This is a genomic window from Ruegeria sp. AB7, from assembly GCF_056542625.1.
Genome location: NZ_JBQGAC010000002.1, coordinates 532,322 through 541,940 on the forward strand (window position 1 = coordinate 532,322; position 9,619 = coordinate 541,940).

Below are 9,619 nucleotides of genomic sequence, written 5' to 3' on the forward strand. Positions count from 1 at the left end.
TTAGTGACCCGGAGCAGGCGCACCCGACAAGGGTGCGAGACAGCGCAGCCCGTGGCCCGCCGCAACCTCCCATTGCGGTGTCTGTGTGCAGATGTCTTTGGCAAACGGGCATCTTTCGCGGAACTCACAGCCCGACGGGCGTTGCAAGAGGCTGGGCGGCTCACCTTTGAGCGCGATCCGTTCAAGGCGCGCATCGGGATCCGGCTCGGGGTTGGCGCTGAGCAGGCAGCGGGTATAGGGGTGGCGCGGATCGTCGAAGATCGCCTCGGTCGTGCCTTCCTCGACCAGTCGACCCAGATACATAATGCCCATGCGGTCTGCCACGTGGCGCACCACGTTCAGGTTGTGGGTGATGATCACCATCGCAAGGCCCAGGCGTTCCCGCAGGTCATTGAGCAGGTTCAGCAGCTCACCCTGTACCGAGACATCCAGCCCTGCCGTTGGTTCATCCGCCAGGATCAGTTTCGGCTCCAGCGCCAAAGCGCGGGCGACACCAACCCGTCGTGCCTGGCCACCGGACAATTGATAGGGATAGCGGTCCGCGAAATGCACCGGCAGGTTCACCATTTCCAGCAGACGCTTGGCTTCGGCATCCAGATCGCGATCTTTCATGCCCTGAATGCGATAGGGTTCCGTGATCAAGCTTCGGATTGTCAGGCGTGGTGACAAGCTGCCCACAGGGTCCTGAAACATCATCGCCATGTCCTTGCGCAGTGGGCGCATGACCCGTTCCGGCGCGCCTCGTATCTCTTGCGTGTCAAACACGACCGAGCCGGCTTGCGCCGGGGCCAGACCAGCAATCGCACGGATGACAGTTGTCTTGCCCGAGCCGCTCTCGCCGACAAGCGCATAGGTTTCGCCAGCTTCGACCTCAAAACTGACGCCAGCCAGCACGTTGACAGGGCCATAGCTGGTTTGCAGGTCGTGGACGTTCAGCAGGCTCATGTCACGGCCTCCTCATGGTTCAGCCAGCAGGCGGCGTGATGCCCTTCTTTCAGAAGATCCAAGGGGGGAACGTCCATTGCACAGCGCGGCATCGCCTGGTCGCAGCGGTCGCGGAAGATACATCCACCGGGCAGGTTGGCCAGATCGGGTACTTCGCCCGGAATGGTTGGCAGGACCCGTGCGCGTTCCTTGATATGGCCCGGGTCACAGTCGATTAGACGGCGTGTGTAAGGGTGCTTGGGATTGTGAAAAATCTCGCGCACTTCACCGCTTTCGACGACGGCGCCTGCGTACATCACAACCACTCGGTCGCACAGTTCCGCGATCACACCCAGATGGTGTGAGATAAATAGTATGGCGCAATGGAATTCGCGCTGCAGCTCTTTCAGGCGTTCGATGATCTGCACCTCAAGCGTGGCGTCCAGCGCGGTGGTCGGCTCATCCGCGATCAGCAGGCCGGGTTCTGACATCAACGCCATGGCGATCGCGATCCGCTGCCGCATCCCGCCCGAGAACTCATGCGGGAACTGCTTTAACCGCGCCTCTGGGTCCGGGATACCGACAGCCCCCAGCATCTTTGCCGCATTGGCCAGTTTTTCCGGCTTACTAGCCTTGGACCGGTGCTGAATATCGACCATCTGCTGGCCAATGGTCAGAACCGGATTGTGGGTCTGCATCGGGTCCTGAAAGATGATCGAGATATCGGCCCCGCGCAGATCACGCATCCTGCGTTCAGGCACTTGCAACAGATCCTGCCCCTTAAAGCGTATTTCGCCTTGCCGGAACCGCGTGTTCGGTGCGGTCAGCCGCAGGATCGACGAGATCAAGGTTGATTTTCCGCAACCAGACTCACCGACAATACCCACGATCTCACCTTTGCGGATGTCAAAGGTGATATCCCGCAATGCCTTGAGATCTCCGCGTGCCGTTTCATAATCGACGCTGAGGTTCTCGATTTCCAGAAGAGTTTCGGTCATCGCTGTTTCCTCAGTTTGGGATCAACCACGTCGCGCAGGGATTCCCCTAAAAACGTAAAGCCCAGGGTTGCCAGAATGATCGGCAGACCGCCGCCCACCACCAGCCAAGGTGTCTGTCGGATCAGGGAATACCCGTCCTTCAGAAGTGCGCCCCAACTGGGGGTTGGGGGCTTCACACCAAGCCCGAGAAAGGACAGCCCCGCCTCAAGCGCGATTACCGTCGGGATGTCCATAGCAGCCAGGACGGCCAAAACCCCCACGATATTTGGTAGCATGTGCACACCCAAGATGCGGGCCATGCTGGCCCCCATCGACCGCTCGGCCAGAATGAACTCGGAATTGCGCAACGTCAGGGTCTGCGTTCGCGCCACACGGCCATAGGTTGGGATCGAAGTCGCCATCACCACGAACACAACCGTTTGCAAACTGGGACCGACCAGGGCCACAACGGCCAGCGCGAACATCACGGTTGGGAAGGATCGGATGGTGTCAAAGAACAACATCAACAGGTTGTCGAGCCATTTTGGCCCATACCCCGCAATCATTCCCAAGGTTAGGCCAATTACCATCGCACCAAAGACCGCAGGCAAGGCGACTTTCAACGCAACCTGACCGCCGGCAATCACGCGGGAAAACGTATCGCGGCCAAGTTGGTCCGTACCCAGAAGGTGCTCGGCAGACGGGCCTTGCAACCGGGCTTTGATATCCATGGCCACAGGATCATAGGGCACAATCCAATAGGCGAAAATCGCACAGAAGACGATGGTGCCGACAATGACCAAACCAATCAGACCCAGAGGGTCGCGGGCGACGCCGACAATGATCTGACCAAGTTCAGAACGAGATTTTTCCATTTCGGCTTTCCTCAATGCGCTTGTCTAGCGCGTGGGTCGAGCCACGCATTGATCAGGTCCGCCAGTGCGGTCGACACGACGAACAAACCGGTTGAGATCAGAACCGAGCCCATGACAATCGGGTAATTGCGGGTGGTTATGCTGTCGATCACCAGCTTGCCCAGACCCGGGCGCGCGAACACTATTTCGGCGAATACGGCCGAGCTCAGCAGGAAACCCATGCCGACGCCGATCACCGTGACAACCGGAAGAATGGCGATACGCAAGGCATAAACCATCACCACGCGGCGCTCTGCGATACCGAAGGCTCGTGCGGTCCGAACGTGGTTTTCGCCTAAGACTTCCAACATCGAGGCGCGCACCAACCGCGCGATGTAGCCCACCCAGCTTAGCCCGATGGCAAAGGCGGGCAAGACGAGGTGATCAATGCGGCCCCAGAAGCCTTCGCCCGCGCCGATGGCTGGAAACCACTGAAGATGCACGGCAAAGACCAATAGCGACAGAAGTGCTACGACAAAGGCGGGTGCTGCAACAAAACTGACCGAAATCGCCGCCGCAATGCGATCGATCAGAGTGTTCGGATGGGCGGCGGCATATGCCCCAAGTGCAATTCCCAAAGTGGCGGACCACAGGATCGACGCAAAGATCAGTTCCAGAGTGTAGGGTAGCTGCTGAAACACGATATCTGTCACGGACCGGCCCGAGAATACGTCGATTCCCAGATCGCCACGGACCAGGTTTCCATAGAATATGACCAGCTGTTTCCAGATTGGTTGATCCAGCGCCAACGCAGCGGTGAGCTGGGCCTGAAGCTCAGGTGTTGCGCGTGGCCCCAACATGATCTGGACCGGGTCCCCGGGGACGGCGCGGATCATCAGGAACATGACGGTAACCGCCACGAACAGGATAAGCAGCGCTAGCCCGAAGCGGCGGGTTGCAAACTTCAACATGAAAAGCTGGCTCCTTTTGGATGGGTGGCGAGCTGTTTTGTCCGGCGGGCGTCAAACCCCGCCGGACATAGCCGACCTTGGGGAGGTCAGGTCGCCTTGCCGAAGTACCGCAGCAGTGCCAGACCGTCGGGTCTTAGCGCGGGGGTGACACGCGCCGAATGAATCACCGGTGTCGCCTCGTGGGTGATAAAGCGGTAGGCACCACTTTCTTCCATCAGATCCTGCGCCCGCTGATACATCTCAGCGCGTTTGGCCACATCCGCTTCCTTGAATGCCGAGTTGTGAATTTCGTCAAATTCAGCGTTGCTGAACCGCTCCCAGTTCCAGATGCCGACCTGTTCGGTGGTGAACCAGGCCGTCGCATAATATGGATCGGGGGTCATCGAGAAGCGGTTCAGAACCAGTTGCAGGTTCTCGTTGTCTCCGCTTGCCCAGAATGCACCGGATTCCAGTACGTTGACTTCGACCGTGATCCCGATCTGCGCCAGAGTTGCCTGAATGATCTGAGCCGTCGTGGTGAAAGTGGTCTTGTTCAGCGTGTCCAACGTAAGCGTCACATTGGTCTCGCCAGATTCCGCCAGCAATTGCGCCGCTTTCTCGAAGTTTGCCGCCGGAGGGACCAGAGATTGCGGGCGGTGGCCCGCAAGGCCAGGTGCGATGATGCCTGTCGAGGGTTCAGCGGCTCCAAAATAGGCCGCCTCTAGGATGCTTGGTACGTCGACTGCATGTTGAATCGCCTGACGCAGTTTTGGGTTCTGAAGCTTGGGGTGATCCAGATTCATGCCCAACCAGACATAGAACAGTGAGGGTTTCTCGACCAAAGATCCGCCATTCGGAACACCGGCCCGATAGCGTTCGACCGATCCCAGCGAAACCCGAGTCATGTCCAGTTCGCCCGCCTCAAAGGCGATCTCGGCGGTGTTTTCGTCGTCGATCGGCAGGATTTCGATTGTGTCCCATGTTGGTGCGTCACCCTTCCAATCCGGGTTGCGCTTAAGCACGGTTTTTTCTTTGGGTGACCAGCTGTCCCGCAGATAAGGGCCGGATTCAGCGACCGGATCAGCCCCGATGCGGCCCCCTGCGGCCTCGACCGCAGCTTTCGAGACGATGTTGCCGGTTATGTAGGGCAGGGCGATCGACCAAATCGGAGCAAACGGCTCGTTCAGAACGATGGTACCTTCGCGTTCGCTGCTCACTTCGACATGGCTGAACGGACCCAAATCGGGCTTGTTCGGGCTTTCGGTCGCATCGTCCACGATGCGCTCCATGCTGAATTTCACGTCTTCAGCGGTCATCGCACCGAAGCCATTGGTGAAACCGATATCATCGCGTAGGGCGAACTTGATATGGGTCGGGTCAACCTGCTCGATCATCGCCGCCGCATCCAGCTGCCAACCCCATTCCTCGCCGGGCTTGTATTGGATCAGCTTGTTGTAAATCGAGGCATGCACTTCTTCTTCGACAACACCGACGGAATGTGCGGGGTCCATGTTCTGGGCATCACCGTAGGCGCGCACCCGCAACACCCCGTCATCAGCGGCGAAGGCGCGATTGGCCCAGCTTGCAGGCAGCGCGGATGCCGCCCCAAGCGCAGTTGCCCCTTTCAAGAAGCCCCTGCGCCCGACATTTGCTTTTGTCCATTCGATTTTCATGATGTTCTCCCTTGGGTCAGATCGTTTACAGAAGCCTGCGCGGGATGGTTTCGTTCCATTCCTTTGTCAGAACTTCTGTTTTGTCCGCGCCTTCGGTGGCGCGCAGTTTTCGATGCAGATAGAAATTCTCGACGTCACAGGTCATCGCGTTTTCGGTGCTGATCTCGACCTGCCATTCGTCCCTCTCGAACGTGAAACGCCAGCCCGCCGTGAATTGCGCGGTCGCTGGGTCATCGGGATGGATCGCATAGCGCATGGCGACGTGGCTTCCGACGATGAGGCCGTGGCCGGGGTCCTGTGCTTTGCCGTAGTCGTCGAATGTCTCAAGTACGACGGTTCCGTCCGCTTCGATGCGCCGTTCGGATCGGCCCGACGGCGCGCGCAGCTCGGTGCTTTGCAACGTCGGATAATCCTGCGCTGGTCCGGGATGTGCAGGATCAGCTTCCTCAGACATCGTCCGAACCGGCAAATACAGCGCCGAACCTTGCAGTTGTAACGTCACCTCTGCCGCTTCTGGCGCGGGCCAAACGATAGGCCAGTAAGCGGTAGACAGCGCAAGACGCAGGATATGACCGGGTTTCACGCGATGCGCGCACTCATTTAGTGCGATTTCCGCACTGTAGACCTGACCGGGAACCAACGCTTCAGGGGTCTCGTGGCTCTTGTAGTGCGTCAGGTTCAGCGCCCGATAGGTGATCCGCTGAGAAACCCCATCCGGGGCGACATCACACAACCGCGCTATCAGTTGGACTACCGGTCTGTCCACGGTGAAGGACAGTTTCAGTCGCGCCCGTCCAAGCAGTTCAAGCGGCTTGTCCAGCGGTGCCGTATCGAAACAAAGCGACAGTGCGTCGTCGGCTGCCTGATCTTCGGCCAACTCATTGTCGATCCGCATGCCCGGGCAGAAATACCCGCCAGCCTGTCCGATATGGGCCGGATTCGATACGGTTGTCTCGGCCGTAATGGCGACGTCGGAAAACCCACCCAATCCCAAATGCCAGACTTCATCGCTGACATTGGGCGACGGCCATTCTGTCTCGGCGATCCAGCGGCCCTGCCTGGGTTTGTTCTTTTTGCTCGGGCCAAAATGATCCTGCATATAGGTTCGGTAGGCGGGCAGGTCTTCGGCGCCATTCTGCTGCCCCTTCAGCCAGCGATCAAACCAGCCGATCACCTCGGAGTGGAAATCCCCTGCCTCCAGTTTCGAGATATGCGGATAGCGGTGCTCCCACGGTCCGATCAGCGCCTTTGACGGCACGGCCAGATTTGCTGCCAGCGCTGGCGGAGCGTTGACATATGCATCCGACCAACCCGTTATCGCAAGAACCGGAGCTTGAATCGCCGACCAATCCTCGCAGACCGAGCCATGTTTCCAGAACGCGCTGCGCGTTGGATGACGCAGCCAATCGGCTGCTGAGAATGGTACATTCTCAAGTCGGGCAAGCCAGTCTTCTCGCCAATCAGATCGCAGCTCGGGGTCTGCGGGCCGTGTCAAATAGGCGAACATTTGACTGCCCCAGTTGATATTGTCGCTTAACAGGCAGCCGCCCATGAAGTGTATGTCATCGGCGTACCGATCCACGGTCGAGGCGACACTGACCACCGCCTTGAGCTCGGGCGGATGGCGAAAGGCCAGCTGCAGCCCATTGAACCCTCCCCAGGAGATACCGATCATCCCAATGTTTCCGTCGCACCAGTTTTGTGCGGCGATCCAACTCAGAACGGCTTCACCATCGCGGAGTTCCTGTTCCGAATACTCGTCGTCGAACTGCCCCTCGCTATCACCGGTCCCGGCAATGTCGACGCGGATGCAGGCGTATCCTGCCTCGGCAAATACTGGATGAGTGGTTGCATCTCGCGGCGCAGTTCCATCCCGTTTGCGATAGGGGAGGTATTCCAGAATGGCGGGTGACGGCCCGGTTTCGGGCAACCAAATTCGTGCAGCCAGTTTCCGACCATCCGGCAGGGGGATCCAGGTGTTTTCGATGATTTTTGTGGACATTCGGAGCGAGGTCCCGTTGTTGCGTTTGGTACAGCCAACCCGCATTCCGAAAATTATTGAACTGAGCTACTTTACGCGCTTTTATTCAATCTTTAGCATTATAGCGTCAAAACGCGAAAGAAATGACGCTTATGTCCGAAAGTTTTTCCGCAAATTTACGGTCTTTGTGCGCCGAGCGAGGCAATATCTCGCAAGTCTGTCGAGAAATCGGCCTGAACAGGCAGCAGTTTAATCGCTACCTCAACGGCGAAAGCTTGCCATCAGCCCACAACCTGCGCCGTATCGCTCGGTATTTCGATCTGCCTGAGGCGCAGCTTTTTACGCCTCGGACGGATTTTGAAGAAACATTGAAAGACTCGATCGTCCGTCGGAAAGAAACTCCTGCCAGCTTGTTTGTTAAGCCGTACAGTGATCAGGTGAAGAATCTCAGACGCTATGTGGGCTTCTATCATTCTTTCTTTTGCACACCGTCTTGGCAGGGGCGCATTTTTTGTTCTCTGATCCGACTTAAGGAGGTGGATGGCGTGGTGACGATCCGCTCGCACGAAAACGCCACGTCCCCGGACAAAAGCGTTCGGCAGATTTCGCGCTACGAAGGGCTGGTTGCCCTGCGCGGTAACAGGATCTTCGCCACCGAACATGAATGCGGCAAGGAAGGAAGCATTGCGCAGACCATCCTTTATTCCGCGCATCGCCAACAGCTAAAATACTTGCGTGGTATGACAATGGGTGTGGCTTGGCGGCCGTTTCCACACCCTTATGCCGCGAAAACAATCTGGAAACGGCTTGATGAGCGCATTACCGCCCGTGAAGCGCTCACTGCCTGCGGTGTCTATTCAGAACAGAGTAAATCAATCGACCTGGCGGTCCGAAAGTACCTTTTGGGATCAGGCGATGCCCATTTTTCTGCGATACCAACAGAACTTGCCAATTGAGTGATGCATTTTGAAATCGCCGTTTAGTGGCGCCATTTTCGCACGGGGCGGATCCTGTTTGTGACTCAGAACCTTGTGACGACCGTCGCACCGATTGAGGTAAACTTATCCATCCCTATCAAGGCCTTGGGTGCGTCTTCCAAGCTGATTTTTTCCCCTACCAACCGGGCCGGATCCAACTTGCCATTTTCTATCATGTCGAGCATCGCGTCATAGCGATGTGCCTGCATCCCGTGCGAACCAAGCAGTTCGATCTCTTGTCCTACGATCTTTGGCATGGGTACTGCTGGCGAAGCGTGATCACCCAGCATCAGACCGACCTGAATGTGCTTGCCGCGCGGACGCAGGCAGAGGATTGAGTTGGTCATAGTGACGGGATGACCCAATGCGTCGATTGACACATGGGAGCCGCCTTTGGTGATTTCGCGGATCGCTTCGGGAACATCAGCGTCTGTACCGTTAATGGTCGCAACTGCACCCAGTTCTTGCGCAAGTTCGAGTCTGGATTCGTCTAGATCAACCCCGATGACATTGGCCCCGACGGCGGCAGCAATCATAACGGCTGACAGACCGACCCCACCGCAGCCATGTATGGCAACCCATTGACCGGCCGAGACCCTTCCCTGATCGACGACCGCGCGGAATGAAGTGGCAAACCTGCAGCCAAGGCTGGCGGCGGTTGCAAATTCCATGGTTTCAGGCAGCGCGACCAAATTAAGGTCAGCCTGATGAATTGGCACATATTCCGCGAAACTGCCCCAATGGGTAAAGCCGGGTTGCTCTTGATACAGACAGACTTGCTGATGCCCTGCGTGACATTCGCTGCACGTTCCGCAGCCGCAGACGAAAGGTACGGTTACCTTGTCGCCAACTTTCCAGTTCTTTACATCCCGTCCGACGGCTTCGACCACGCCAGCCAACTCATGACCGGGTATGTGAGGCAGCTCGATATCACTGTCATGCCCCATCCACCCGTGCCAATCGCTGCGACAAACGCCAGTGGCTTCGACCTTCAGAACAACGCCATGAGTATCGGGTGCAGGGTCGTCGACTGTGACAACCTTGGGGGTTTGTCGGAACTTCTCGAACAGGACAGCCTTCATAGTGTGCTCTTTCATTTTTTCGAAAAGTTGTGTGAACCTAAACCAACTCAGCCGAACTGATCCAGCCTTAGGGATGAACCCAGGTTGTGGCATTTTAGCACTATTTTAACCAAATCCAGTTTTAGACAAATTTAAGAAATCCACTCTCCTTAAACTTGCGCCTATCTTTCTTTAGGTGGTGATGGGGAAATACTCAAAAGC

At 57.3% G+C, this 9,619-nt stretch carries 8 protein-coding genes; 1 reads left to right on the forward strand and 7 read right to left on the reverse strand.

The window, feature by feature from the left end:
* The 6 genes from ACR0EN_RS08410 to ACR0EN_RS08435 form a co-directional block, all read right to left on the reverse strand.
* Entirely contained in the window at positions 1–945 is a 945-nt protein-coding gene (locus ACR0EN_RS08410; protein WP_170407608.1) for an ABC transporter ATP-binding protein, read from the reverse strand.
* Complete coding sequence (locus ACR0EN_RS08415; protein WP_480586179.1) at positions 942–1,922, reverse strand: ABC transporter ATP-binding protein; 981 nt, start codon at positions 1,920–1,922, stop codon at positions 942–944. Before ACR0EN_RS08415 ends, ACR0EN_RS08410 begins: the two co-directional genes overlap by 4 nt.
* Positions 1,919–2,776: an ABC transporter permease gene (locus ACR0EN_RS08420; RefSeq protein WP_170394253.1), complete on the reverse strand. Its 858-nt coding sequence runs from the start codon at positions 2,774–2,776 to the stop codon at positions 1,919–1,921. Before ACR0EN_RS08420 ends, ACR0EN_RS08415 begins: the two co-directional genes overlap by 4 nt.
* An 11-nt stretch (positions 2,777–2,787) precedes the next feature.
* Complete coding sequence (locus ACR0EN_RS08425; protein ID WP_170422950.1) at positions 2,788–3,726, reverse strand: ABC transporter permease; 939 nt, start codon at positions 3,724–3,726, stop codon at positions 2,788–2,790.
* A gap of 86 nt (positions 3,727–3,812) precedes the next feature.
* Positions 3,813–5,378, reverse strand: a complete 1,566-nt coding sequence (locus ACR0EN_RS08430; protein WP_170509482.1) for an ABC transporter substrate-binding protein — start codon at positions 5,376–5,378, stop codon at positions 3,813–3,815.
* A 25-nt stretch (positions 5,379–5,403) separates the two neighbouring features.
* Entirely contained in the window at positions 5,404–7,380 is a 1,977-nt protein-coding gene (locus tag ACR0EN_RS08435) for a CocE/NonD family hydrolase (protein WP_480586182.1), read from the reverse strand.
* 131 nt (positions 7,381–7,511) lie between these two features.
* On the opposite strand from ACR0EN_RS08435, the gene ACR0EN_RS08440 reads away from it, so the two are divergent.
* Positions 7,512–8,315 carry a helix-turn-helix transcriptional regulator gene (locus ACR0EN_RS08440; RefSeq protein ID WP_480586185.1) on the forward strand — a complete coding sequence of 268 codons (804 nt, stop codon included), beginning with the start codon at positions 7,512–7,514 and terminating at the stop codon, positions 8,313–8,315.
* A gap of 65 nt (positions 8,316–8,380) precedes the next feature.
* Here ACR0EN_RS08440 and ACR0EN_RS08445 read toward each other — a convergent pair whose 3' ends face one another.
* Positions 8,381–9,418, reverse strand: a complete 1,038-nt coding sequence (locus tag ACR0EN_RS08445) for a zinc-dependent alcohol dehydrogenase family protein (RefSeq protein ID WP_480586189.1) — start codon at positions 9,416–9,418, stop codon at positions 8,381–8,383.
* Positions 9,419–9,619 lie beyond the last annotated feature (201 nt).

Bases quoted from the DNA above. Each gene is read 5' to 3' on its own strand.
- ACR0EN_RS08410 (WP_170407608.1), bottom strand. From the start codon at position 945: ATGAGCCTGCTGAACGTCCACGACCTGCAAACCAGCTATGGCCCTGTC.
- ACR0EN_RS08415 (WP_480586179.1), bottom strand. From the start codon at position 1,922: ATGACCGAAACTCTTCTGGAAATCGAGAACCTCAGCGTCGATTATGAA.
- ACR0EN_RS08420 (WP_170394253.1), bottom strand. From the start codon at position 2,776: ATGGAAAAATCTCGTTCTGAACTTGGTCAGATCATTGTCGGCGTCGCC.
- ACR0EN_RS08425 (WP_170422950.1), bottom strand. From the start codon at position 3,726: ATGTTGAAGTTTGCAACCCGCCGCTTCGGGCTAGCGCTGCTTATCCTG.
- ACR0EN_RS08430 (WP_170509482.1), bottom strand. From the start codon at position 5,378: ATGAAAATCGAATGGACAAAAGCAAATGTCGGGCGCAGGGGCTTCTTG.
- ACR0EN_RS08435 (WP_480586182.1), bottom strand. From the start codon at position 7,380: ATGTCCACAAAAATCATCGAAAACACCTGGATCCCCCTGCCGGATGGT.
- ACR0EN_RS08440 (WP_480586185.1), top strand. From the start codon at position 7,512: ATGTCCGAAAGTTTTTCCGCAAATTTACGGTCTTTGTGCGCCGAGCGA.
- ACR0EN_RS08445 (WP_480586189.1), bottom strand. From the start codon at position 9,418: ATGAAGGCTGTCCTGTTCGAGAAGTTCCGACAAACCCCCAAGGTTGTC.